This is a genomic window from Cellulomonas sp. Root137 (genome assembly GCF_001426725.1).
Taxonomy (GTDB): Bacteria; Actinomycetota; Actinomycetes; order Actinomycetales; family Cellulomonadaceae; genus Cellulomonas.
The window spans coordinates 345,151-368,702 of record NZ_LMFG01000004.1 but is presented as its reverse complement, the minus strand read 5'-3'; the positions used below and the strand labels follow the sequence as shown (position 1 = coordinate 368,702).

Genomic DNA, 23,552 nt, shown 5'->3' with positions numbered 1-23,552 from the left:
CGCAAGCGGCCCTACCGGCCTCGACTAGGAGTTGAACGGTGACCGTGACCAAGCCCGACACTGCGATCGACCAGCTGGTGGCGAACGCCAGCAAAGCGCTCGACGAGTACGCCCGCTTCACGCAGGCCGACGTCGACCACCTGGTGAAGAAGGCGTCCGTCGCCGCCCTGGACAAGCACGGGGAGCTCGCGCTCCTCGCGGTCAAGGAGACCAGCCGCGGCGTCTTCGAGGACAAGGCCGTCAAGAACATCTTCGCGTGCGAGCACGTCACCAACTCGATGTCCACGCTCAAGTCGGTCGGCGTCATCAGCCACGACGAGCTGACCGGCATCACCGAGATCGCGGAGCCCGTCGGGGTCATCTGTGGCGTCACCCCGGTGACCAACCCCACCTCGACGACGATCTTCAAGTCCCTCATCGCGCTGAAGACGCGCAACCCCATCGTGTTCGCCTTCCACCCCAGCGCGCAGGCCTCGTCCGTCGCCGCCGCTCGCGTGGTCCGCGATGCCGCAGTAGCAGCGGGTGCGCCCGAGCACTGCATCCAGTGGGTGGAGACGCCGTCGATCACGGCGACGAACACCCTCATGAACCACCCCGGCGTCGCGCTCATCCTCGCGACGGGCGGCAACGCGATGGTCCGCGCGGCCTACTCGTGCGGCAAGCCAGCGCTCGGCGTCGGGGCGGGCAACGTTCCCGCGTACATCGAGAAGACCGCGAAGCTCAAGCGAGCGGTCAACGACGTCGTCCTGTCGAAGGCGTTCGACAACGGCATGGTGTGCGCCTCTGAGCAGGCGGTGATCCTGGACGACGTCATCTACGACGCGGCCATGGCCGAGTTCGCCATCCTGCACGCGTACCGCGCCAACGCCGCGGAGAAGGCTCTCCTGGAGAACTTCATCTTCGGCGTCGAGGCCGACGGCAAGAACTGCGCCGACGCGAAGCTCAACGCCTCGGTCGTCGGCCAGAGCCCCCAGTGGATCGCCGAGAAGGCCGGCTTCACCGTTCCCGCCGACACCTCGATCATCCTGGCCGAGGTCAGCAGCGTCGGCCCGCACGAGCCGCTGACGCGCGAGAAGCTCGCCCCGGTGCTGGCGGTCCTGCGCGCCGAGTCCACCGAGCACGGCATCACGCTGGCCGAGCAGATGGTGGAGTTCGACGGTCTCGGTCACTCCGCGGCCATCCACACGCAGGACGACGCCCTCACGGAGGAGTTCGGCAGCCGCGTCAAGGCTGTCCGGGTCATCGCCAACGCGCCCTCCTCGCTCGGCGGGATCGGCGACATCTACAACGCGTTCATCCCGTCGCTGACGCTCGGCTGCGGCTCGTACGGCTCCAACTCCGTGTCCAACAACGTCTCGGCGGTCAACCTGGTGAACATCAAGCGGATCGGCCGGCGCAACAACAACCTGCAGTGGTTCAAGGTTCCGGCCAAGACGTACTTCGAGCCGAACGCGATCCGCTACCTCGCCGACATGCCCGACGTCGAGCGCGTCACCATCGTCACCGACGCGACCATGACCACCCTCGGCTTCGTCGACAAGATCATCGACGTGCTCGGCCGACGGATGAACAAGGTCGCGCTGCAGATCATCGACCAGGTCGAGCCCGAGCCGTCCGTGAAGACGGTCCAGGCCGGTGCCGCGCAGATGCGTCACTTCAAGCCGGACACGATCATCGCCCTCGGCGGTGGCTCGCCGATGGACGCCGCCAAGGTCATGTGGCTGCTCTACGAGCACCCCGAGATCCAGTTCTCCGACCTGAAGCAGAAGTTCTTCGACGTCCGCAAGCGTGCGTTCAAGTTCCCCGTCCTGGGCGAGCTCGCGCAGCTGGTGTGCATCCCGACGACGTCCGGCACGGGCGCCGAGGTCACGCCGTTCGCGGTCATCAGCGACCCGGACGCCGGCAAGAAGTACCCGCTGGCCGACTACGCGCTGACCCCGTCGGTCGCCATCATCGACCCGATCCTCACGTCGAAGATGCCGCCCTCGCTCGCCGCGGACTCCGGCTTCGACGCCCTCACGCACGCCACCGAGGCGTACGTCAGCGTCTACGCCAACGACTTCACCGACGGCATGGCCATGCAGGCCGTGCGCCTCATCTTCGAGAACCTCGCGGCGTCCGTGAACGGCGACCCGACCGACCCGGCCACGCAGGACGCCCGGGAGTCGATGCACAACGCGGGCACGATCGCCGGCATGGCCTTCGGGAACTCGTTCCTGGGGATCGTGCACGCCATGGCCCACGTGGTCGGCTCGACCCACCACCTGGTCCACGGCCGCACCAACGCGACCCTGCTCCCGCACGTCATCCGCTACAACGGCACGGTGCCCACCAAGCTCACCAGCTGGCCCAAGTACGAGCACTACGTGGCACCCGAGCGCTTCCAGCAGCTCGCCGCGATGCTCGGGCTGCCGGCGGCCACCGCGGCCGAGGGCGTGGAGTCCTACGCCCTGGCCGTCGAGTCGCTGCGGGCCAAGGTGGGGATCCCCGCGTCGTTCCAGGCGCAGGGCGTGTCGGAGCACGAGTTCATCTCGCGCCTCGACGAGGTGGCGATGGGTGCCTACGAGGACCAGTGCGCCCCCGCGAACCCCCGCATGCCGATGATCGACGACATGAAGGACCTGATGACAGCGGCCTACTACGGCACCTCCCTGGAGGATGTCCGTGCCCGCCGCAGCGCGCAGCCCACCGACGAGCTGGAACCCCTCCCCGCCGTCTGACTGCACGCACCCCGACGTCCCGCCCGGGCACGAACCGGCGGGACGTCGGCGGCCGGCAGGCCACCGCGGACCGGGATCCCCCCCGCCCGGTGACTGCCCGCCCCCCGACGCCCCGTCCGCTCACCAGCCGGCGGGGCGTCGGCCTGTCTCCACCGGGCGTGTCGTCGGCCAGGCGGGCAGACTGTGGGACCGGACCCGCCCACGACTGCCACCGGAGGACGACATGCCCACCCCGACCCGCCCGCGACTCGCTCGTGCCGGCGCGCCCGTCATCGCCGCCCTGCTCGCGCTCGGCCTGTCTGCCTGCTCCGACGCGGACATCGACGACGCCGCGCAGCAGGCCAAGGACGCCGCCAGCGAGGCCCGCAGCGCGATCGACGACCTGAAGGCGCAGGTCGACGACGCCAAGGCGGAGGCGGACGCCGCGCAGCAGAAGATCGAGGACGTCAAGGAGCAGCTCGGGTCGCTCGACGAGTCGGCCCGGGCGCAGGCCGACACCGCGGTCGCCGACGCCCAGACGGCGGTGCAGGAGGCCCAGACGGCGCTCGAGCAGGCGCAGGCCGAGGGCGCCGCCGCCTCCCAGCAGGCACTGACCGACGCCCAGGCACAGGTCGCGGACGCCCAGGCCGAGCTCGAGGCGGCCAAGGCGAACGCCGCCGGGTCGGCCGCCGACTCCCTCGACCAGCTGGCGCAGCAGCTCACCACGCTGGGCGACAAGCTCGAAACCGCGGCCGGCAGCTGAGATCGACGCCCCGGTGTGGCGTCGCGACGATTCGTTGCGTGCCGGTCGGGTGAAATCCACGCTCGTCGGCGCGGGCAGTTGTACGTAGCGCGGTCCGTGCCGATCTTCTAGGTATGGCCGAACGACAGGCGCAGCGGGTTCTGCGGCGACACCACGTGGAGTGGTGGATCGTCGCGGCCTGGGCGTCCCTCGCACTCGTCGTGGTCGCGGGCCTCACCGCCGCGTCCGGACTGGTGAGCTGAGCGCTCCCGCTCCCGGACCCGTCACCGACGGGTTCCGCTCGAGGCACCGCCTAACCTTCTGGGCATGACAGCGCGCTGGCAGGACGTCGCCCGGGCGACGGGGCTCATGGGCGACGACGGGGTCCCCCGGGCCACGGTGTTCGCGGAGATGTCCGCGCTGGCCGCGCGCACCGGCGCCGTGAACCTCGGGCAGGGCTTCCCGGACGTCGACGGTCCCGCGTCGGTGGCCCACGCCGCGCAGGACGCGATCGCGGCCGGCGCCAACCAGTACCCGCCCGGTCCGGGCATCCCCGCGCTGCGCGAGGCGGTCGTCGAGCACCAGTCGTCGCGCTACGGCCTGGCGTGGGACACGGACCGCGAGGTGCTGGTGACGGCCGGAGCCACGGAGGCGCTCGCGGCGACCGTGCTGGCGCTCACCGGCCCGGGCGACGAGGTCCTCACGCTGGAGCCCTTCTACGACGCGTACGCGGCCGTGATCGCCCTGGCCGGCGCCACCCACACGACCGTGCCTCTGCGCGCGACCGCGGACGGCTTCCGCCTCGACCTCGCCGCGCTCGCCGCCGCGTTCACGCCGCGGACCCGGCTGGTGCTGGTGAACACCCCGCACAACCCGACGGGCACCGTGCTGACGGTCGACGAGCTGACGGCGATCGCCCGGCTGGCCGTGGCGCACGACGCGCTGGTGGTGACGGACGAGGTGTACGAGCACCTGGTGCTCGAGGGGTCCGCGAGCGCGCACGTGCCGATCGCGACGCTGCCCGGGATGGCGGACCGGACGCTGACCATCTCGTCGGCCGGCAAGACGTTCTCGTTCACCGGCTGGAAGATCGGCTGGGTGACCGGCCCGGAGCACCTCGTGACGGCGGTGCGGACCGTCAAGCAGTTCCTCACCTACGTGTCCGGGGCGCCGTTCCAGCCGGCGGTCGCGTTCGCCCTGCGGGACCCGGACGTGGCGGCGTGGGTGGTCGAGCTGGCCGGCTCGCTGTCCCGGCGCCGCGACCTGCTCTGCGCGGGACTGCAGGACGCCGGGTTCACGGTGGTGCGGCCGCAGGGCACGTACTTCGTGCTCGCGGACGCCGCACCCCTCGGGTACGACGACGGCGCCGCGCTGTGCCGCGACCTGCCCGGGCTGGCCGGCGTGGTCGGCGTGCCGGTGTCCGCGTTCACGCACGCCGGCTCGGACGTCGACCGGGCGCTGCGGTCCTGGGTGCGGTTCACGTTCGTCAAGCGCGACGAGGTGCTGGCGCAGGCGGTCGACGGCCTGCACCGGCTGCACCGCGGCTGACGCCCGTCAGGCCCGAGGCGTGAGCCGTCTCCGCGCACGCGCCAGCGCCACACCCGCGCCCACCAGCAGGAACGCGACCAGGAGGCTGGACACCGGGTCGGCTCCGGTGGTCGCGAGCCCCGCCGACGAGCCCCGTGAGCCGGGTAGCCGGACGGTCACCACGAGCGTGGTCGGACGGTCGGGGGTCACCGCGGTCGGCACGCTCGGGGGCGTCGCCGGGAGGACCGGCGGCGTCGCGATCACGGACAGGGGCGGCGGGTAGGTGACCGTCATCGTGGCCGTCACGGTCTGCCCCGCGGTGTTGGTCACCTGGTAGTCCAGGTCGGCGTCGCCCGTGAAGCCGGCGACCGGCGTGAACCGGACCTGGCCGTTCACCACGGTCCACGTGCCCTCGCCGGGCACGGTCACCGACGCGACCGGCAGCCCGCCGACGGGGTCGATCAGCTGCACGCTGGTCAGGTCCCAGGCCAGGTGGTCGCCGGGCGCGTCGTTGACGAGCTCGGCCAGCGTGACCGGCGTCCCGGGGGTGCCGGTGGCGTGGTCGTCGGCCGCCGAGGCGAGCTGGACGGGCGGCGTGACGTGCACGGTGACCGTGGCGCCGGCAGTCTGCCCAGCCGAGTCCGTCGCGGTGTAGGAGAAGGTGTCGGTGCCGCCCCAGCCGGGCGGCGGCGTGTACGCCCAGCTGCCGTCGGGGCCGACCGTGACCGTGCCGTGGGCGGGGGTGCCGACGACCGTCACCGTGAGGTCGGAGCCGGCGTCGTTGGCCAGGAGCCCAGGCAGCGTCCCTGTGCTCGTCACGTTGGCGGGGACCGTGCCCAGGTCGTCGTCGGCGGCCGTCGGCGTGACGACGATCGTCACGGTGGCCCGGTCGGACCCCGCGCCGTCACTCGCGACGTAGGTGAAGGTGTCCGTGCCCGAGAAGTCGAGGTCGGGCGTGTAGACGAGCGCACCGGACGGATCCAGTGCCACGGTGCCGTGCGAGGGCGTCGAGGGCGTCCCCGCGGTGAGCGGGCCGCCGCCCAGGTCGTTGCCGAGCACGCCGGGCGCGCCCACCGTGCGGGGTGTGTTGACGGTCGTCGTCCACGTGTCGTCGAGCGCGAGCGGGGTCACCGCGAGGCGGACGGTGGCGACGTCGGTCTGGCCGTAGTCGTCGGTGACCGTGTAGTCGAACTGGTCGGTGCCGGTGTAGCCCGCGACCGGGGTGTAGGTGAACGAGCCGTCCGGGTTCGTCGTCACCGAGCCGTGCGCGGGGGTCGTCGCGCCGATCACGGTGAGGCGGGTGCCGGCGTCGTTGGTCAGCACACCGTCGGTGGGCACGACCAGCGGCGTGCCGATCGGCGTCGTGCCGACGTCGTCGACGGCCACGGGCGCCACGGGGACGGGCAGCACGTCGAGGGTGGTGGCGGTCTGCTGCGACGGGAAGTAGGTCCACAGGTCGAGGCCCTTGGCGTCGCCCAGCGTGCCGCCCGTCGCCGGGCAGTGCTGGTTCGCGTTGAGGCCGGCGCCGTCCCCGAACGCGCGCGAGGTCCCCGTGCTGTCGACGCCCGTCGCCGGGTCCGCGAACAGCTGCGCGGGCACCGCACCCGCGAACGCCGGGCAGAGGGTGCCCGACGTGAGGTCGCCCACCCGGGTGCCGGCGCTCGTGACGTACGTGCGGTCGTCGAAGAAGACCCGCGTGCAGTTGGTGCCGGTGCTCGTCGCGCCCGTGAAGGGGCAGACACCGTTCGGCGGGTTGAGCAGGGTGATGCTCGGGCCGCCCTGCGTCGAGCTCTCCACGTCGAGCATGGGCGCGTGGTACTCCCCCGCGCGCAGCACGGCCCGCACGGCGTAGCCGTTCTTCACCGGGAGCGCGACGCCGGTGTTGTCGTCGCCGTCCCACGTGACCGTGAACGTCCCCGCGGGCACGACACCGCGCAGCGCCCGGTTGCCCGGCAGTCCCGGGTCGAAGTCGACGCCGTCGCGCGAGATGACGATCTCGTACGTGCCCCCAGACCCGGCCTCGAGCTCGAACGTGCCGCCCTGACCCACGTAGCTGCCGCGCGGGGTCGTCAGCCCGGTGAAGTCGACCGCGCTGAGCGTCGGCGGCACCGGCGTGGCGGGGATGCCCAGTGCGGCCAGGGTCTCGGGTGCGAGGGGCTCGAACGAGAGGGGGTACTGCGGCGCGGCCAGGTGCACGCCGCCGTCGAGCGCCGGGAGCCGCTGCGGACCGCTCCCCGTGCCGACGACGTCGTGGTTGAGCGGCGTCGTGCCGTCGGCGTCGAGGAAGCCCTCCCGGTTGCCGTAGAAGACGAACCCGTTGGGGTCGAAGCCGCGCGTGTCCACCGCGTAGCGGTACCCGTCGAGGGTGTGGAGGAACAGCCGGAGGGTCACCGGGCGGGGGTTGCCGCCGGTGAACCCCGCCAGCACGTAGGTGAGGGCGCGGCCGGCGAGGTCGTCGACGGACGCCGGGTCCGCGGCGCGCACCGTGATGTCCCAGGCGTTGACGGACGAGCCCGCGGCGGCGAGGAACCCGCCGACCGGGTCGAGGTGGCGGTCCGGGGTGCCGTCCGCGCCGTTGCCCGGCCCTGCCGCACCGTAGAACGCGACGCGGTACAGGCCCGTCGTGGGCGCGGTGTACACGCAGGGCACATAGCCCGCGGTGTTCTGCGTCCCGTCGACCGACCGCGCGCCGGCCAGCTCCTGCGCCCGTGTCGAGAGCTTGCCGACGAGGCTCGTGGGGTCCGGCCGGTGCGCCGCGCAGCTGAACCCGGTGGCCCCGTCCACCAGGGTCGGCAGCGTGGCCGCCTCCGTGTCCGTGATCTGCCCGGGGTTCCAGACGGCGATGTCGGCGCTGCCGGTCCCGATCGACGACGACCCCGTGAGGATCTGCTCCCCGGCGCGCGCGAAGACCGTGAACAGCGTCCGCCGCCGGATCTGGGTGTCCCCCGCCGGCCCGTACGCGTCGGTCCGCCACTCGAGCGCGGCGCGGCACAGGTGCGTGGCGTCGCAGGGGGCGTCCGTGGTGCCCACACGCGGGAAGAGGTCACCGCTGCCGGACGCGACGGCGGGCGCGGCCGCACCGCCGAGCGCGAGCACGGCGACGAGAAGGCTGAGCGCGAGGCGACGCAGCATGGTCCGGGGTCCTTCGAGCGGCCTCACGCGCTCCCGGGTGTCTCCAGGCGCGCAGTCGTCCGAGGCGGTGGTCGACGCGCACGCTAGAGACGCTGCGGACGCACCGGCAGGGCCGGACGTGTCGGACGGCCGTCCAGGACAGATCTCACCCGCCCGAGATGTCCGCCGACGAGCGAAAGGCCTGATCAGGCCGTCACCCGATCGTGGTCAGACGGTCCAGGCCCCGTCACGGTGGTACGCCGGGGTGGCCAGCGCGAGGACCAGGAGTGCGGCGACCGACGCACCGACCATGACCGCAGCCATGGCGACGGCGTCGCCGCCGAGCAGACCCGACAGCGGGCTGACGATGCCGGACACCCCCGCCTGGGTCGCCCCGATGACAGCTGCTGCCGTGCCGGCGACCTCGCCGTGCCTGCTGAGCGCGAGCGCGGAGGCGTTGGGCGGCACGAAGTTGACCATCGCGAGGATGAGCCAGAGCACGACCAGGAGGGCGATCAGCCCGCCCCAGCCGGTGATCGCGATGGCCAGCAGCAGGAGCGTGAGCCCCAGCGACACGGGCAGGACCACGCGCACGATCCGGATGGGGGCCACCCGGCGCACCAGGGCGGCGTTCACCTGCGCACCGGCGACCAGGCCCACCCCGTTGACGGCGAACAGCAGGGAGAACTGGTGGGCGGACAGGCCGTAACCCTCGCGGAGCACGAACGGCGACGCGACGACGTAGCTCATGAGCACCGCGACGCCGAGGCCGGGAAGGATGGCCAGCGCGACGAAGTGGCGGTCCTTGAACAGCTTCTTGTACCCCGACAGCGCGGACTTCAGGCCACCGTCGCGGCGCCGCTCCGGGGGGAGCGTCTCGGGCAGCCGACGCCAGACGACGACCCACAGGACGACGCCGAAGATCGCCAGCGCCCCGAACACCCCGCGCCAGCCCCACTGCCCCGCGATGACCCCGCCGACCGACGGGGCGAACAGCGGCGCCACCCCGATCACGAGCATGAGCCGGGACATGAGGCGCGAGGCGTCCGAGCCGACGAACCGGTCGCGAATGATCGCCATCGCGACAACGCTCGCCGACGCGTTGAAGAACCCCTGCATGGTGCGCAGCGCGATGAGCGGCACGATCGCCGGTGCGACCGCGCACAGGATCGACGTCACCACGTGCAGCGACACCCCGACCAGCACCGGCTTGCGGCGGCCGAACCGGTCCGACAGCGGGCCGATCACGAGCTGGCCCACGGCGCCGCCGATGAGCATCGCGGTCATGGTCAGCTGGGCCGCGGTCGCGGAGGTGTTCAGGTCCCGCGCCACGTCCGGGAGCGACGGCAGGTAGATGTCGGTGGAGATGGCCGGCAGCGCGCACATCAGCCCCAGCAGCAGCACGTACTTGGCGTTCGGCCGGTATTGCGGGGCGGGTGCGGAGTCGATCGTCGGCACCACCCCGGGGGGGACGACGCCCGTGACCGGCATGGGGCCGGTCAGTGCGGGGGTGGCGGGGCGCGAGCTCATCGAATCGATTCTCCCACAGAAGACGAATCGATTCGATCTGGATGTCCGTGATCCCTGGCACGCTGGACCCCATGTGTGGTCGCTATGCCTCCTTCCGCGAGGACCAGGCCCTGGCCGACGAGTTCGCCATCGCCACGGTCGCCGACGACGTCCGGCTGCTCGGTCCGTCCTGGAACGTCGCCCCGACCGACGGCGTGCGCATGGTCGTGGAGCGCGCCGACAAGGAGACCGGGGAGATCACCCGGCAGCTGCGCGTGGCGCGCTGGGGACTCGTCCCGTCGTGGGCGAAGGACATCTCCGTGGGCAACCGGATGATCAACGCGCGCGTCGAGTCGATCGCGGACAAGCCGGCGTTCGCCCGCCCGTTCGCCGTACGCCGAGCCCTCCTGCCGGCCGACGGCTACTACGAGTGGAGGAAGCCCGCACCCGGCGCCACCAGCAAGCGCAAGCAGCCGTTCTACCTGCACCCGGCCGACGGTGACGTGGTGGCGCTCGCGGGCCTGTACGAGTTCTGGAAGGACCCGAGCAAGTCCGACGACGACCCCGCGCGCTGGGTGGTGAGCGCCACGGTCATCACACGCCCGGCCTCCGACGAGCTCGCACACATCCACGACCGGCAGCCCCTCATGCTCCGCCCCGAGGCGTGGTCGGCCTGGCTGGACCCGGCAGTCGGCGCCGACGGAGCGATGGAGCTGCTCGAGGCCCCGGCACCGGAGATCGTGGCCACCCCGGTCTCGACGGCCGTCAACGCGGTCGCCAACAACGGACCCTCGCTGGTGGACGAGGTCGATCCCGAGGACGAGCCCGCGTAGCGCGCCCTACGCCCCCGCCGCCCGCAGGCGCACCGGCGCCACGGACCCGATCCCCGCCAGCCGCCGCGCGGGACGGGGCTCGAGCACGAACCGCGGGTCGGCCGCGAGCACCTCCGCGGTGGAGGCGTCCACCAGCACGGTGCTCGGATCGGCGATGTCGGTCAGCCGGGCAGCAAGGTTCACGTCGGGCCCGAACACGTCACCGAACCGCGACAGCACCCGACCCCAGACGAGCCCCACCCGCACGGGTGTGACGCCGCGAGCGCCCTCGAAGAGCCCCCCGGTCGTGGTCTCGCGGTCGACGTCGAGCTCCTTGCCCAACGCGTCCGCCAGGCCGAGCGCGATGAGCGCCCCGGTGGCGGCGCTGTCGGCGACGAAGAGGATCGCGTCGCCGATCGTCTTGACCACACGCCCGCCGTTCGCGGACACGACGTCGCGCGCGGCGGCCTCGAACCGCTGCACGAACTGCGAGAGGTCGGTGGACCCGAGGCCCGCGGTCCGGCGGGTGAACGAGACCATGTCCGCGAACCCGACGGCGCGGGCGAGCGGGAGCTCGGAGCGGTCGGGGCCGGGGTCGCGCAGCTGGCCGAACTCCCCCGCGTACCGGCCGGCGATCGCGGCGAGCTGGCGGCGGTAGGAGTGCACCAGCTGGGCCTCGAGCACGGGCGCCAGGGAGGCCAGCCGGTCGAGGACGAGCAGCCGCGCGGTCGTGTCGTCGAGCTCGTACCGCGTGGCCATGTCCTCGACCAGCGCCTCCACCTGCCAGAGCGCCAGGCGGTCGGAGGTGTGCCCGAGGGCGCGGGTGACGGTGATGACGGTGCGCAGGTCGAGCCCGTGCTCACGGACCAGGGCGGCCGCGCGGTCGATGGCCTCGGCGTCGCGCTCGGTGTAGATCGGGTCGTCCGGGTCGGCGTGCGGCAGGCCCATGGTGGTCCAGAACGCGCGGACCACGTCGATGTCGATCCCGGCGCGCTCGGCCAGGTCACGGGCGGTGAGGGTGCGCGGGCCGCCCAGCAGCTCGGCGTCGAGCTCACCCACCGTCGACTCGAGGAAGTCGAGCTCCTGCGATCGGTCGTCCGGCACGGGACGAGGGTAGTTCACCTGGCCGCGCGGACGTGGCGTACGTCACCCGCGAGCACCCGCTGCGGGTCGCCCGCGTCGTCGACGACCACCAGCGCGCCGTCGTCGTCGAGACGCTCGGCGAGCCCGCTCACCTCGCCACCTCCGGGGAGCTCGACCCGCACGCGCGTGCCGAGCGTGCTGCAGACGGCCGCGACCTCGTCGGCAAGCCCGGACGCGACCGCGTCACCGCCGGACTCGCGCCACCGGAGGGCCACCTCCTGCTGCGCCGCGACGAGGGCGACGAGCAGCCCCTCGCGGTCGACGTGCCGCGCTCCGGCGAGCGCCAGGGACGTCGCGCTCGGCACCGGGAGCTCGGCGACGGACTGGCTGACGTTGATGCCGATCCCGATCACGACCGCCGACGGCTGCCCGGCGGGGAGCGGGACCACCTCGGCCAGGATCCCGCCGACCTTGCGAGCGGCCCCCCACCCCTCGACCTCGGTCTCGGCCGGCACCAGCAGGTCGTTCGGCCACTTGAGAGTCGCCGGGACACCCGCCGTGGCGCGCAGGGCGTTGACCGCACCCAGGCCGGCCAGCAGACCGATCCAGCCGAACCGGTCGGCGGGGACGGGCGGGTGAACGACGAAGCTGCAGGTCAGCGAGGTCCCTCGAGGGGTCTCCCACGACCGCCCGGCCCGGCCGCGGCCCTCCGACTGGTGCTCCGCGACGAGCACGCTCGCGTCCGGCCACGAGGTCGGATCGGCACGCAGCGCGTCGGCGAGGTCGGTGTTCGTCGACCGGGTGACGTCGACCACCTCGACGCGCGTCAGTGGCCCTGCGGGAGCGAGCAGGAGGTCGCGGAGCTCGGCTATGCGCAAGGAGGGCATGACGCCCATCTTGACGCCCCTTGTGGGAACCCGACACCCCGACGCGGGCAACGCGGTCATCGCACTGCACGTGCATGGTGGGCATCGACAACTAGCCTCGGTCGGGTGACCGACACCCAGCAGCCCGTCGAGACGGCCCCGCGGACCACCGCCGCCAAGCTGGCGGACCTCGCCTCGCGCTACGAGGCGGGCGCCGCGGCCGAGCAGTCCGCCGTCGACAAGCAGCACGCGCGCGGCAAGCGCTCCGCCCGCGAGCGCATCGAGCACCTCCTCGACCCGGGCTCGTTCACCGAGCTCGACGCGTTCGTCCGGCACCGCTCCACCAACTTCGGCCTGGAGAAGAAGCGGATCCCCGGCGACGGCGTCGTCGTCGGTCACGGCACCGTCGACGGCCGCCCGGTCTGCATCTACTCGCAGGACTTCACGGTCTTCGGCGGCAGCCTGGGCGAGGTGCACGGCCAGAAGATCACCAAGGTCATGGACCTCGCGCTGCGCACCGGCGTCCCGCTCATCGGCATCAGCGACGGCGGCGGTGCCCGCATCCAGGAGGGTGTCGCGGGCCTCACGCAGTTCGCGGAGATCTTCCGCCGCAACGTCGCCGCGTCCGGGGTGATCCCGCAGATCAGCCTCATCCTCGGCCCGTCGGCGGGCGGCGCGGTCTACTCCCCCGCCCTGACCGACTTCATCGTCATGGCCGACGGCACCTCCAACATGTTCATCACCGGCCCGGACGTCATCCGCGCGGTCACCGGCGAGGACGTCGGCTTCGAGGAGCTGGGCGGCGCCACCACGCACAACACCCGCTCCGGCGTCGCGCACTACATGGCCTCCGACGAGGACGACGCGATCGACTACGTGCGCTCGCTGCTCACCTACCTGCCGCAGAACAACCTCACGGACCCGGTGACGTTCGACCACGAGACCGAGCTGGACGTGACCGAGGCCGACGAGGAGCTCGACACCCTCCTGCCCGACTCGGACAACCAGCCGTACGACATGCGCACGGTCATCGAGCACGTGCTCGACGACGGTGTCCTGCTCGAGGTCCAGCCGCTGTACGCGCAGAACGTGCTCATCGGCTTCGGCCACGTCGAGGGCCACCCCGTCGGCATCGTCGCCAACCAGCCGATGTCCATGGCCGGCACGCTCGACATCAACGCCGCCGAGAAGGCCGCCCGCTTCGTGCGCACGTGCGACGCGTTCAACCTCCCGGTGCTCACGTTCGTGGACGTCCCGGGGTTCCTGCCGGGCACCGACCAGGAGTGGAACGGCATCATCCGCCGCGGCGCCAAGCTCATCTACGCCTACGCCGAGGCCACCGTCCCGCTCGTCACCGTCATCACCCGCAAGGCGTACGGTGGCGCGTACATCGTCATGGGCTCCAAGCAGCTCGGCGCAGACGTGAACCTGGCCTGGCCCACCGCGCAGATCGCCGTCATGGGCGCCGGCGGCGCGGTGAACATCCTGCAGCGCGGGGCACTGAAGTCCGTCGCCGAGGCCGGCGGGGACGTGGAGGCCGAGCGCCGACGCCTGACCGCGGAGTACGAGGAGGCGATCGTGAACCCCTGGGACGCCGCCGACCGCGGCTATGTGGACGCGGTGATCGCCCCGGCCAAGACCCGTTCCGAGATCACCAAGGCCCTCCGTCTGCTGCGCACCAAGCGCGCCAGCCTCCCCCCGAAGAAGCACGGGAACATCCCCCTATGAGCGAGCACCAGCACGACGAGCACGGCGGTCACGACGACCCGGCGCACGGCCCGGAGCCGCTGGTCGGCGTCGACGCCACCGACCTGCACGCCGCCGTCGCCGCACTGTCCGCCGCCCTGCACGGGTACGTCGACGCCGCGGTGGGCGTCCGCGCCGAGTTCGGGTCGACCGAGGCCGACGAGGACCCGCGCATCCTGGTGCTCGAGTCGGAGATCGGCAGCCTGAACGCGCGGCTGTACGACCTGCTGCACGAGCGCCTGGGCGTGCACGCGGACCTCACGGGCATGTCCTGGGGCGAGGACGAGCACGGCGACGCGGACGCGCCCCGCAGCGACGCCGAGGTCGACACGTTCCACCTCGGGTTCGTCGTCGGACCGCCGCCCGGCACGTCGGACCTCTCGCTGGAGTCCGTGCTGGACCTGGTGGAGCAGGGGGGTGCCGAGCTGGCGCAGCGTCTGGTCGACTCCGGGTTCGAGGTCGGCGAGTGGGGTGCGTCCCGCGGCGCGGCCGTCGAGTTCGAGGAGGGCGACGACGAGGACGACGACGAGGACGACGTGACGGGGCTGACATGACGGGACCGCTGACATGACCCAGCGCGACGCGCACGTGCAGGTGGTCCGGGGCACCCCGGACGACATGGAGCTCGCCGCGCTGGTGGCCGGCCTGATGGCCGCCGCGTCCGAGCGCGCCCGCCTGGCGGAGGCAACGTCCCAGGCCGTCGCGGCGCCCTGGGCGGACCGCCGGCGCACCATGCGGGGCGCGCGCGTCGTGCTCCGGCCGGGCCCGGACGCGTGGCGCTGGAGCCTGCGCGGCTGACCCGGAAAGCGCTCCGACCACCTCGGTACCGACGAGTAGGGTCGTGCGGGTGACAACGACGCCCACCACCCCGAGCGCGCCGGACGAGCGCGCAGCCTCCCCGATCGACACGATCGCGGAGACCTACATCGCCCAGTACGCGACCCTCGACCCGCTCGGCGCCACCGCCATGGGGATCGCCGGTCACGACGCCGAGATGACCGACCTCTCGCCCGCCGGGCTCGAGGCCCGGGGCACGCTCGCCCGCGACACGCTGCAGATCCTCGACGGCGTGGCCCCGACCGACGAGATCGACGAGATCACGTCGGCCGCCATGCGCGAGCGCCTCGGCCTCGAGGTCGAGCTGCACGAGGCCGGCGAGTTCCTCCGGGACCTCAACAACATCGCCTCGCCCGTGCAGGGCCTGCGCGACATCTTCGACATCATGCCCACGGGTGACGTCGAGGCCTGGTCCAACATCGCCGCCCGCCTCAACGCCCTCCCGGGCGCGGTCGACGGCTACATCGAGTCCCTGCGCCTCGCCGCGAGCACGGGGGCTGTCGCCGCCGTCCGCCAGGTCGAGGAGTGCGCCCGCCAGGCCGCCGAGCAGGCCGACCCCGAGAGCTCGTTCTTCACCACCTTCATCACGGGCGAGGCCGTCGACTCGGTGCTCGACGACTCGGCCGCGTGCTCGCTGGTCCGCGCCGAGCTGGAGCACGGCGCCACGGCCGCGCGCGCCGCCTACGCCACGCTCGCCGCCTTCCTGAAGGACGAGCTGGCGCCGCTGGCCCCGCAGGAGGACGCCGCGGGCCGTGCGCGCTACGCCCTGTGGTCGCGGGCGTTCCTCGGTGCGGCGGTCGACCTCGAGGAGACCTACCGGTGGGGGCTCGAGGAGCTCGCCCGCGTGGTCGCCGAGCAGGAGGCCGTCGCCGAGCAGATCGCCGGTCCGGGCGCCACGGTCGAGCAGGCGGTGGCCAAGCTCGACGAGGACCCGGAGCGCACGCTGCACGGGACCGAGGCGCTGCAGTCCTGGATGCAGGAGACGTCCGACGCGGCGATCGCCGCCCTCAACGGCACGCACTTCGACATCCCCGTCCCGGTGCTCACCCTCGAGTGCAAGATCGCCCCCACGCAGAGCGGCGGCATCTACTACACCGGTCCCAGCGACGACTTCAGCCGTCCGGGACGCATGTGGTGGTCCGTGCCGCCGGAGGTCACCACGTTCAACACGTGGCGCGAGAAGACGACCGTCTACCACGAGGGCGTCCCGGGGCACCACCTCCAGGTGGGGCAGGCCGTGTTCGAGCGGGCGACGCTCAACACGTGGCGCCGGCTGGCCTGCTGGACGTCCGGCCACGGCGAGGGCTGGGCCCTGTACGCCGAGCGGCTGATGGCCGACCTGGGCTTCCTCGACGACCCGGGCGACCGGCTCGGCATGCTCGACGGTCAGCGCATGCGGGCCGCCCGCGTCGTCTTCGACCTGGGCGTGCACCTCGGCCTGGAGGCCCCCGAGGAGTGGGGCGGCGGCACCTGGGACGCCGACAAGGGCTGGGAGTTCCTCAAGGCCAACGTCAACATGCCCGAGGCGTTCATCCGCTTCGAGTGGAACCGGTACCTGGGCTGGCCCGGCCAGGCACCTTCGTACAAGATCGGCCAGCGCCTCTGGGAGCAGACGCGCGACGCCGCCGCGGCCAAGGCGGAGGCCGCCGGCGAGGAGTTCGACATCCGAGCGTTCCACGCCCGGGCGCTGAGCATGGGCTCGCTGCCGCTGGACGTGCTGAAGACCGCGTTCGCAGGCTGACGACGGACGACGAAGGGCCGGTGGCGCGCGCCACCGGCCCTTCGTGCGTCCGTCGCGTCAGGCGATGAGCGTGGAGCCGTACTTGGCCAGCACCGCGACCGCCAGCAGGACGATCAGCGCGGCGGTGACGAACCAGTCGTTGCCGTGGGCCACGAACCGTCGCGCGGCGGGCCCCCACCGACCCGGGAAGGTGATCACTCCCTCGCGCACGTTCAGCCGGGTCAGCCCGGCCCACACGAGCGTCGTGGTCACCGTGATCAGCAGGCACCACGGGCAGAGCGCCTTGATGACGAAGAACGCCTCGAAGAACAGCCACCAGGCGAAGAGGAAGCCGAGCGTGTAGATCGTCTGCGCGCAGAGCATGTACCAGCGCGGGAACCGGACGCCGCCCGCGATGGCGATGGCCACCGTGATCACCACGGCCTCGGCGGCGATGCCGAGGTACGCGTTCGGGAAGCCGAACAGCTGCGCCTGCCAGCTCTTGGCGACCGTGCTGCAGCTGATGACCGAGTTGAAGTCGCACCCGAAGGTGGCGTTCTTGTCCGCGGCGAGCGCCAGGGCCTCGATCGAGAGCACGAACGACGCCAGCAGGCCGAGCAGCCCGGAGACGGCCATCTCGATCGCGGTGCGCGTCCGCCACGCCTGGCTCGGGGGCTCGAGCAGGTCGGGGTCGGGATCGACCTCGAGCTCGTCGAGCTCGTCGAACTCGTCGACGGCGACGTCGCCCACCTCGCTCGACGGCCTCGTCGTGTCACCCACGGTGTCTCCTCGCGTCCCTCGTGATCCCGGACCGGCGGTACTGCCCGCCGCACCCGACACCCGCGCGCCCATTGTGCCTCGCGGAACTGTGCCATGACCCAGGACCTTCGGACGACCGACGAACTAGGCTCCCCACCCGTGACCCGTCTCCTGCTCGCCTCCGCCTCCCCCGCCCGTCGCGCCACCCTGCTCGCCGCGGGGATCGACCCGCTGGTCGCCGTGTCGGACGTCGACGAGGACGCCGCGCTCGCCGCGGCGACGGCCCGGTTCGGGGCGCTCGACCCGGCGGACGCGGTGCTCCTGCTGGCGCAGGCGAAGGTCGAGGACGTGTCGCGGAACCTGCCCGAGGAGCTCGAGGACGCCGACGACCTGCTGCTGCTCGGCTGCGACTCGATGCTCGAGCTGGACGGCCAGATCTTCGGCAAGCCCGCGGACGCCGCCGAGGCGACGGCCCGGTGGCGGACGATGCGCGGGCGGTCCGGCGTGCTGCACACGGGGCACTGGCTGATGGACGAGCGAGACGTGCCGGCGATGCTCGGGGCGACGTCGTCGACGACCGTGACCTTCGCCGCGCTCTCCGACGAGGAGATCGACGCCTACGTCGCCACGGGCGAGCCGCTGGCCGTGGCGGGCGCGTTCACGGTCGACGGCCTCGGCGGTCCGTTCGTCGACCGGATCGAGGGCGACCACCACGGCGTCGTCGGGCTGAGCCTGCCCCTGCTGCGCGAGCTGCTCGGCGAGGTCGGCGTGACGATCCCGAGCCTCTGGAACAAGTCCTGACCTAGGTCCCAGGGAGGACCCTGAGGGCCACGCCACGATGTTCCCGTGAGCCAGCCCGCAAGGTTCACCGGGTCCGGGTAGGCCGGGACCGCCCAGGGCACCCAAGGACTCATCATGTCGACCGTCTCGAACCCCCGCTTCGTCCGCCTCGCCGGACTCCTCGCGATCATCGCCGGCGCAGTCTTCCTCGTCGCCGGCGCCGTCACCTGGAGCCAGGTGTCCAGCCACCTCGCCGCAGAGAACATCACGGTCTCCGACGACGCAGCCGCCTTCGGTGGCGAGGCAGTGAACACCCCGTGGGAGGCGTTCGCCCAGGCGGACATCATCAACCACCACGCTCTCGACGCGACCGGCGGCAAGACCTACGCCGAGCTGGACAAGGAAGACCCGCTGCGCGCCGTCGCGATGAACGGCTCGTTCCTCCGCGCCTCGCTCTTCACCTCGGTCGTGGCCTTCGGTGTCGCCGCCCTGGTCATGGGCATCGGCGTCGTCTTCGGCCTCATCGGGTTCGCCCTGCGCCAGGTGGCGCCGGCCACCGACGTCGCCGTCAAGGACGACAACGCGCTCGCCGCGGTCTGACGACCTCGACGCACACCGGGAGAGCCCGGCCCCTGAGGGGGTCGGGCTCTCCCGTGCTTGTGCCCACCGGACAACGGCGCAGGCTCAGAGGCGCCGTCGCGACCGCGTCGCCTGAGGATCCCTACAAACGACCGCCCTAGGCGGTTGGCCGGATCGACAATCTTGGTCGGGCACGGGCGGCGGGCGAGGGTCCGGAACGCCCCGGGCGTTACGGTGAGCCGTGCCCGCCATCTCCAAGGTCCTCATCGCCAACCGCGGTGAGATCGCCGTCCGCATCGCCCGAGCCTGTCGCGACGCCCGGATCGGCTCCGTCGCCGTCTACGCCGACACCGACCGGGAGGCGCTGCACGTGCGCGTCGCCGACGAGGCGTTCGCGCTGAACGGTGCTCGCGCGGCCGAGACGTACCTGGACATCAACAAGCTGCTCGACGTCGCCCGGCGCTCCGGTGCCGACGCCGTGCACCCCGGCTACGGGTTCCTCGCGGAGAACGCCGGCTTCGCGCAGGCGGTGCTGGACGCCGGCCTGATCTGGATCGGTCCCCCGCCGTCGGCCATCGACGCCCTCGGGGACAAGGTCAGCGCGCGGCATATCGCCCAGCGAGCCGGTGCCCCGCTGGTCGCCGGCACCTCCGACCCGGTGGCCGGCGTCGAGGAGATCCACGCGTTCGTCGCCGAGCACGGCCTGCCCGTCGCCATCAAGGCGGCGTTCGGCGGTGGCGGTCGCGGCCTGAAGGTGGCCCGCGAGTCGGGTGAGATCGACGAGATGTTCGAGTCGGCCACCCGGGAGGCCGTCGCGGCGTTCGGGCGCGGCGAGTGCTTCGTCGAGCGGTACCTCGACCGGCCGCGGCACGTGGAGACGCAGTGCCTGGCGGACCAGCACGGCACGGTCGTCGTGGTCTCCACGCGCGACTGCTCGCTGCAGCGCCGGCACCAGAAGCTCGTCGAGGAGGCGCCCGCACCGTTCCTCACCGACGCGCAGAACACCCAGCTGGTCGAGTCGTCGAAGGCGATCCTGCGCGAGGCCGGCTACGTCGGCGCCGGCACCTGCGAGTTCCTCGTCGCGGCGGACGGCACCATCTCGTTCCTCGAGGTCAACACGCGCCTGCAGGTCGAGCACCCGGTCACCGAGGAGATCAGCGGCATCGACCTGGTCCGCGAGCAGCTGCGCATCGCCGCCGGCGAGCCGCTCGGCTACGACCACGTGGCGACGCGTGGCCACTCGATCGAGTTCCGGATCAACGGCGAGGACCCGGGCGCGGGCTTCCTGCCGGCACCCGGTCGGATCACGACGCTGCGGTTCCCCTCCGGCCCCGGCGTCCGCGTCGACTCCGGCGTGGTCGAGGGCGACAGCGTGTCCGGGCTCTTCGACTCGATGATCGCCAAGCTGATCGTCACCGGCGCCGACCGGCCGCAGGCCCTCGCCCGTGCCCGCCGCGCCCTGACCGAGCTCGAGGTCGTCGGCATCCCGACGGTCGTCCCGTTCCACCGCGCGGTGCTGGACGCCGAGGCGTTCGCGCCCACGGACCCGGCGCAGCCGTTCTCCGTGCACACCCGCTGGATCGAGACGGAGTTCGCGGAGACGGTCGCGGCCCTCGCGCCCGCCGCCCCGCAGGAGGAGGACGACGAGCCCGCGGCCCTGGAGCGCGTCGTCGTCGAGGTCGGCGGCAAGCGGCTCGAGGTCGTGCTGCCCGCCGCGCTCGCGCTCGGCCGTGGCCCGGGCGGTCCCGGTCGCGGGTCCAGCGGCCCGGGTGCGCGCCGACCGGTCCGCCGGACCGCACGCACCAACGGAGGCAGCAACGGCACCACGCTCGCCTCGCCGATGCAGGGCACGATCGTCAAGGTCGCCGTGGCCGAGGGCGCGCTGGTGGCCGAGGGCGACCTCGTCGTGGTGCTCGAGGCGATGAAGATGGAGCAGCCTCTGGTCGCGCACCGTGCCGGCACCGTGACGGCCCTGACCGCGGGGGTCGGGTCGAGCGTGAGCGCCGGCACCGCCATCTGCGAGATCGTCGGCTGACGATCCACCACCCACGGCTCCCCGGCGACGGCTGGGTGGAGTGCGCCTGCGGCCGCCGGCACTGGGGCCTGCACGGCGCCGCCGGGCTGCTGCTCGTCCGGCGGGACGTCGACGGCAACCCCCTGGCGGTCGTCCTCCAGCACCGGGCGCTCTGGAGCGACCAGGGCGGGACGTGGGGGGTCCCGGGCGGTGCGCGGATGCCCGGCGAGACCGCCGAGGACGCGGCCCTGCGCGAGGCGGAGGAGGAGGCGGGCATCGACCGCCAGGGTGTCCGGCTGCGCGAGTCCCGGGTCCTCCAGCATCCCGACTGGTCCTACACCACGGTGGTCGCCGACGAGATCCTCCCGATCCACCCCGCCGTCACGGACGCGGAGAGCGTCGAGCTGCGGTGGGTCCCGCTCGACCAGGTGACCGACCTGCCCCTGCTGCCCGCGTTCGCCGACGCGTGGCCGCGGCTGCGTGAGCGGATCGAGGCGCTCGGCGGTCGGTGAGCCGAGTCACAGCACCGGCTGCCGGGACACTGTCGCGCCCGGTGCACCCGCAGGGGTAGTGTCCGGGCGGTGAGGTAAGCCTGCCCTCATCTGGCCCCGTGTCAGCCCCTGCACCCGGAAGCGTTCCATGGTCGCCAACTACCTCATCGGTCTGCGCGAAGGTCTCGAGGCCGCGCTGGTCGTCAGCATCCTCGTCGCGTACCTGGTCAAGTCCGGGCGCCGCGAGCAGCTGCCGGCGCTGTGGGCCGGGGTCGGCGTCGCCGTGGGGGCGTCACTGGTGTTCGGGGCCATCCTCACGTTCGGCCCGTCCGGGCTGTCGTTCGAGGCGCAGGAGGCCATCGGCGGCACGCTCTCGATCGTCGCGGTCGGCCTGGTCACCTGGATGATCTTCTGGATGGCGCGCACGGCGCGGCACATGAAGGCGGACCTGCACCACAAGCTCGACGACGCGCTCGGCGCCGGCAAGCGGGCGGTGCTCGTGGTCGCGATGCTGGCCGTGGGGCGCGAGGGCCTGGAGACCGCGCTGTTCCTGTGGGCCAGCGCGCAGGCGACCAGCGGCACCGCCGTGAACACCGGCCCGAACTTCGCGCCGCTCGTCGGCGCCGCCCTGGGCCTCGGCACCGCGGTGCTCGCCGGGTGGCTCATCTACCGCGGCGCGCTCCGGCTCAACCTCCGCGTCTTCTTCGCCTGGACCGGGCTGTTCCTCGTCGTCGTCGCCGCGGGCGTGCTGGCCTACGGCGTGCACGACCTGCAGGAGGCCGGGATCCTGCCGGGGCTGAACAACCTCGCGTTCGACGTCTCCGCGACGATCCCGCCCAGCAGCTGGTACGGCTCGCTGCTCAAGGGCGTCTTCAACTTCTCGCCGGCAACGACCGTGCTCCAGGCGATCGCCTGGACCGCCTACCTCGTGCCGACGATGTACTTCTTCATCCGCACCACGTGGGGCTCTGCGCCCGCCCGCCCGTCGGCGCCCGCCGTCGCGCCGGCCGTGCGCGCCACCGCCGCCTGATCTCGCTGCCGCACCACCCCGCCAGTTCTTCTCCGAGGAGACCCATGTCCCGCCGCACCACCACCGTCGCCGCCGCCCTGGCCGCGCTCGTCCTCCCGCTCGTCGCGGCCTGCGTGCCCAACGACGCCCCGGAGCCCGGCGCCTCCGGCAGCGCGGGCGTGCTCACGGTGACCTCGACGGCCGACGCGTGCGACGTGTCCGCCGCCGAGGCCGACTCGGGCACGCTGCGCTTCTCGGTGACCAACGAGGGCGACGACGTCACCGAGTTCTACCTGCTCGGTGACGACGGCCTGCGGGTGATCTCCGAGGTCGAGAACGTGGGCCCGGGGCTCACCCGCGACCTCGTCGTCCAGGTGAAGCCCGGCACCTACTTCACGGCGTGCAAGCCCGGCATGGTCGGGGACGGGATCCGCGCCGAGTTCACCGTGAACGACAGCGGCGTCGAGGTGGGCCCGACGGGCGACACCGCCGACCAGCTCGCCGCCGCCGAGGCCTCGTACGTGGCCTACGTCAAGGACCAGGTGGGCTCGCTCATCGCCGGCACGGAGGCCTTCGCCGCCGCCTACACCGCGGGTGACGACGAGACCGCGAAGTCCCTGTACGCCGACACGCGTGCCCACTGGGAGCGCGTCGAGCCGGTGGCCGAGTCGTTCGGCGACCTCGACCCGCTGCTCGACCTGCGCGAGGCCGACGTCGAGGAGGGTGCGGCCTGGACAGGCTGGCACCTCATCGAGAAGGACCTCTGGCAGCCCGCTCCGGACGCCAACGGTGGCGTGACGTACGTGCCGCTCACGCCCGAGCAGCGCGACGCCGCCGCGGCGGACCTCGTGACGTACACCCAGCAGCTGGTCGACGAGGTGAACGCCCCCGACTTCACGTTCGAGGCGTTCCAGATCGCCAACGGCGCCAAGGAGCTGCTCGACGAGGTCGCCACCGGCAAGGTCACCGGCGAGGAGGAGATCTGGTCGCACACCGACCTGTGGGACTTCCAGGCCAACGTCGACGGCGCGCGCGTCGGGTACGAGGTGCTCGCGGAGGTCGTCGAGGCCGAGGACCCCGACCTGGCCGAGACGCTGGCCACCCGCTTCGCGGAGATCGACGCGCTGCTCGCCGAGCAGGGCTCGCTCGAGACCGGCTTCACGTACTACGACCAGCTCACGGACGCCCAGGTCAAGGAGCTCGCCGCGGCGGTCGACGCCCTGTCCGAGCCCTTGTCGAGGCTCACCGCCACGGTGACGGGCGCCTGA

The 23,552-nt window shown here is 72.6% G+C and carries 20 protein-coding genes; 15 read left to right on the top strand and 5 right to left on the bottom strand.

Annotation, left to right across the window (positions count from 1 at the left end; all coding sequences use genetic code 11):
• Positions 1–38: 38 nt before the first annotated feature.
• From adhE to ASD18_RS19205, 4 genes are all read left to right on the top strand, one after another.
• Complete coding sequence (adhE, locus tag ASD18_RS19220; protein WP_056096190.1) at positions 39–2,720, top strand: bifunctional acetaldehyde-CoA/alcohol dehydrogenase; 2,682 nt, start codon at positions 39–41, stop codon at positions 2,718–2,720.
• A gap of 223 nt (positions 2,721–2,943) precedes the next feature.
• Positions 2,944–3,462 (top strand): hypothetical protein, encoded by a 519-nt coding sequence (locus ASD18_RS19215; protein ID WP_056096187.1) that lies wholly within the window; start codon positions 2,944–2,946, stop codon positions 3,460–3,462.
• A gap of 113 nt (positions 3,463–3,575) precedes the next feature.
• Positions 3,576–3,704, top strand: coding sequence for a hypothetical protein (locus ASD18_RS19210; RefSeq protein WP_056096184.1), 129 nt, complete (start codon positions 3,576–3,578; stop codon positions 3,702–3,704).
• Between the two features lie 64 nt (positions 3,705–3,768).
• Positions 3,769–4,989: a pyridoxal phosphate-dependent aminotransferase gene (locus tag ASD18_RS19205; RefSeq protein ID WP_056096179.1), complete on the top strand. Its 1,221-nt coding sequence runs from the start codon at positions 3,769–3,771 to the stop codon at positions 4,987–4,989.
• A 6-nt stretch (positions 4,990–4,995) separates the two neighbouring features.
• On the opposite strand, the gene ASD18_RS19200 is transcribed toward ASD18_RS19205, so the two are convergent.
• Positions 4,996–8,100: an Ig-like domain-containing protein gene (locus ASD18_RS19200; RefSeq protein WP_056096176.1), complete on the bottom strand. Its 3,105-nt coding sequence runs from the start codon at positions 8,098–8,100 to the stop codon at positions 4,996–4,998.
• A gap of 207 nt (positions 8,101–8,307) precedes the next feature.
• The gene (locus ASD18_RS19195) at positions 8,308–9,609 is read right to left on the bottom strand and encodes a multidrug effflux MFS transporter (RefSeq protein ID WP_082574283.1); all 1,302 of its coding nucleotides are present in this window, start codon (positions 9,607–9,609) and stop codon (positions 8,308–8,310) included.
• A gap of 71 nt (positions 9,610–9,680) precedes the next feature.
• Between ASD18_RS19195 and ASD18_RS19190 the strand changes: the two genes are divergently transcribed.
• A complete protein-coding gene (locus ASD18_RS19190) occupies positions 9,681–10,421 on the top strand; it encodes an SOS response-associated peptidase (protein WP_056096515.1) in 741 nt (246 codons plus the stop codon).
• A gap of 6 nt (positions 10,422–10,427) precedes the next feature.
• Here the strand turns inward: ASD18_RS19190 and ASD18_RS19185 are convergent, their stop codons facing one another.
• Positions 10,428–11,504 carry an adenylate/guanylate cyclase domain-containing protein gene (locus tag ASD18_RS19185; protein WP_056096509.1) on the bottom strand — a complete coding sequence of 359 codons (1,077 nt, stop codon included), beginning with the start codon at positions 11,502–11,504 and terminating at the stop codon, positions 10,428–10,430.
• A gap of 14 nt (positions 11,505–11,518) precedes the next feature.
• The gene (locus tag ASD18_RS19180) at positions 11,519–12,370 is read right to left on the bottom strand and encodes a biotin--[acetyl-CoA-carboxylase] ligase (protein WP_235522473.1); all 852 of its coding nucleotides are present in this window, start codon (positions 12,368–12,370) and stop codon (positions 11,519–11,521) included.
• 105 nt (positions 12,371–12,475) lie between these two features.
• Here ASD18_RS19180 and ASD18_RS19175 point away from each other — a divergent pair, with 105 nt between their 5' ends.
• The 4 genes from ASD18_RS19175 to ASD18_RS19160 are packed head-to-tail and all read left to right on the top strand — an operon-like array spanning position 12,476 to position 16,673.
• Complete coding sequence (locus ASD18_RS19175) at positions 12,476–14,077, top strand: acyl-CoA carboxylase subunit beta (RefSeq protein ID WP_056096167.1); 1,602 nt, start codon at positions 12,476–12,478, stop codon at positions 14,075–14,077.
• Complete coding sequence (locus ASD18_RS19170; protein WP_056096165.1) at positions 14,074–14,649, top strand: hypothetical protein; 576 nt, start codon at positions 14,074–14,076, stop codon at positions 14,647–14,649. The genes ASD18_RS19175 and ASD18_RS19170 overlap by 4 nt, the downstream gene beginning before the upstream one ends.
• A gap of 13 nt (positions 14,650–14,662) precedes the next feature.
• Positions 14,663–14,893: an acyl-CoA carboxylase subunit epsilon gene (locus ASD18_RS19165; RefSeq protein ID WP_056096162.1), complete on the top strand. Its 231-nt coding sequence runs from the start codon at positions 14,663–14,665 to the stop codon at positions 14,891–14,893.
• 49 nt (positions 14,894–14,942) lie between these two features.
• Positions 14,943–16,673, top strand: a complete 1,731-nt coding sequence (locus ASD18_RS19160; RefSeq protein WP_056096506.1) for a DUF885 domain-containing protein — start codon at positions 14,943–14,945, stop codon at positions 16,671–16,673.
• Between the two features lie 57 nt (positions 16,674–16,730).
• Here ASD18_RS19160 and ASD18_RS19155 read toward each other — a convergent pair whose 3' ends face one another.
• Positions 16,731–17,432: a vitamin K epoxide reductase family protein gene (locus ASD18_RS19155; RefSeq protein ID WP_235522472.1), complete on the bottom strand. Its 702-nt coding sequence runs from the start codon at positions 17,430–17,432 to the stop codon at positions 16,731–16,733.
• Positions 17,433–17,570: 138 nt separating this feature from the next.
• Here ASD18_RS19155 and ASD18_RS19150 point away from each other — a divergent pair, with 138 nt between their 5' ends.
• The 6 genes from ASD18_RS19150 to efeO all read left to right on the top strand — a co-directional run bounded on the left by ASD18_RS19150 (position 17,571) and on the right by efeO (position 23,552).
• Entirely contained in the window at positions 17,571–18,212 is a 642-nt protein-coding gene (locus ASD18_RS19150) for a nucleoside triphosphate pyrophosphatase (protein ID WP_056096159.1), read from the top strand.
• 114 nt (positions 18,213–18,326) lie between these two features.
• A complete protein-coding gene (locus ASD18_RS19145; protein ID WP_056096156.1) occupies positions 18,327–18,791 on the top strand; it encodes a hypothetical protein in 465 nt (154 codons plus the stop codon).
• 220 nt (positions 18,792–19,011) lie between these two features.
• Positions 19,012–20,805 (top strand): biotin carboxylase N-terminal domain-containing protein, encoded by a 1,794-nt coding sequence (locus ASD18_RS19140; protein WP_056096154.1) that lies wholly within the window; start codon positions 19,012–19,014, stop codon positions 20,803–20,805.
• Between the two features lie 35 nt (positions 20,806–20,840).
• Positions 20,841–21,296: an NUDIX domain-containing protein gene (locus tag ASD18_RS19135; RefSeq protein WP_369817321.1), complete on the top strand. Its 456-nt coding sequence runs from the start codon at positions 20,841–20,843 to the stop codon at positions 21,294–21,296.
• Between the two features lie 127 nt (positions 21,297–21,423).
• Entirely contained in the window at positions 21,424–22,305 is an 882-nt protein-coding gene (efeU, locus tag ASD18_RS19130) for an iron uptake transporter permease EfeU (RefSeq protein ID WP_056096150.1), read from the top strand.
• Between the two features lie 44 nt (positions 22,306–22,349).
• Positions 22,350–23,552: an iron uptake system protein EfeO gene (efeO, locus tag ASD18_RS19125; RefSeq protein ID WP_056096147.1), complete on the top strand. Its 1,203-nt coding sequence runs from the start codon at positions 22,350–22,352 to the stop codon at positions 23,550–23,552.

What these genes read in the sequence shown, in the direction of transcription:
- ASD18_RS19145 (WP_056096156.1), top strand. Translation starts at nt 18,327, where the DNA reads ATGTCGACCGTCTCGAACCCCCGCTTCGTCCGCCTCGCCGGACTCCTC.
- ASD18_RS19200 (WP_056096176.1), bottom strand. Translation starts at nt 8,100, where the DNA reads ATGCTGCGTCGCCTCGCGCTCAGCCTTCTCGTCGCCGTGCTCGCGCTC.
- ASD18_RS19165 (WP_056096162.1), top strand. Translation starts at nt 14,663, where the DNA reads ATGACCCAGCGCGACGCGCACGTGCAGGTGGTCCGGGGCACCCCGGAC.
- ASD18_RS19190 (WP_056096515.1), top strand. Translation starts at nt 9,681, where the DNA reads ATGTGTGGTCGCTATGCCTCCTTCCGCGAGGACCAGGCCCTGGCCGAC.
- ASD18_RS19170 (WP_056096165.1), top strand. Translation starts at nt 14,074, where the DNA reads ATGAGCGAGCACCAGCACGACGAGCACGGCGGTCACGACGACCCGGCG.
- ASD18_RS19195 (WP_082574283.1), bottom strand. Translation starts at nt 9,609, where the DNA reads ATGAGCTCGCGCCCCGCCACCCCCGCACTGACCGGCCCCATGCCGGTC.
- ASD18_RS19180 (WP_235522473.1), bottom strand. Translation starts at nt 12,370, where the DNA reads ATGCCCTCCTTGCGCATAGCCGAGCTCCGCGACCTCCTGCTCGCTCCC.
- ASD18_RS19215 (WP_056096187.1), top strand. Translation starts at nt 2,944, where the DNA reads ATGCCCACCCCGACCCGCCCGCGACTCGCTCGTGCCGGCGCGCCCGTC.
- efeU (WP_056096150.1), top strand. Translation starts at nt 21,424, where the DNA reads ATGGTCGCCAACTACCTCATCGGTCTGCGCGAAGGTCTCGAGGCCGCG.
- efeO (WP_056096147.1), top strand. Translation starts at nt 22,350, where the DNA reads ATGTCCCGCCGCACCACCACCGTCGCCGCCGCCCTGGCCGCGCTCGTC.
- ASD18_RS19210 (WP_056096184.1), top strand. Translation starts at nt 3,576, where the DNA reads ATGGCCGAACGACAGGCGCAGCGGGTTCTGCGGCGACACCACGTGGAG.
- ASD18_RS19205 (WP_056096179.1), top strand. Translation starts at nt 3,769, where the DNA reads ATGACAGCGCGCTGGCAGGACGTCGCCCGGGCGACGGGGCTCATGGGC.